This is a genomic window from Labrys sp. F242, from assembly GCF_057813875.1.
The window spans coordinates 1-316 of the sequence record NZ_JBVASG010000031.1 but is presented as its reverse complement, the minus strand read 5'-3'; the positions used below and the strand labels follow the sequence as shown (position 1 = coordinate 316).

The window sequence follows — 316 nt, the reverse complement described above, 5'->3', positions numbered from 1 at the left end:
GGGCCGCCGGCATGTCCGTCGCGGTCGAGACGATCGCTGGCGGCGTGCGCATCGCGGCCACGCCGGTGTGAGGAAATATCCATGCCCCGCAAACTGATCTCGACCGGCTCCCCGCTCGAACGCAGCGCCGGCTAGTCCCGCGCCGTGGTGCAGGGCGACTGGTGCTTCGTTTCAGGCACCACCGGCTAGGATTATGCCAGCATGTCGCTGCCGGAAGATGTCGCCGCCCAGACCGAAAACACGTTGGCGTCCATCGAAAAGGCGCTGGCCGAGGGCGGCTTTGCCATGAGCGAGGTGGTGCGCGCGACTTATTATG

1 pseudogene is annotated in these 316 nt (G+C 66.1%); it reads left to right on the top strand.

Features of this window, described 5'->3' with window-relative positions:
- Window positions 1-144: 144 nt before the first annotated feature.
- Window positions 145-316: pseudogene (locus ACZYTC_RS34305) on the top strand (Rid family hydrolase); the annotation flags it as partial.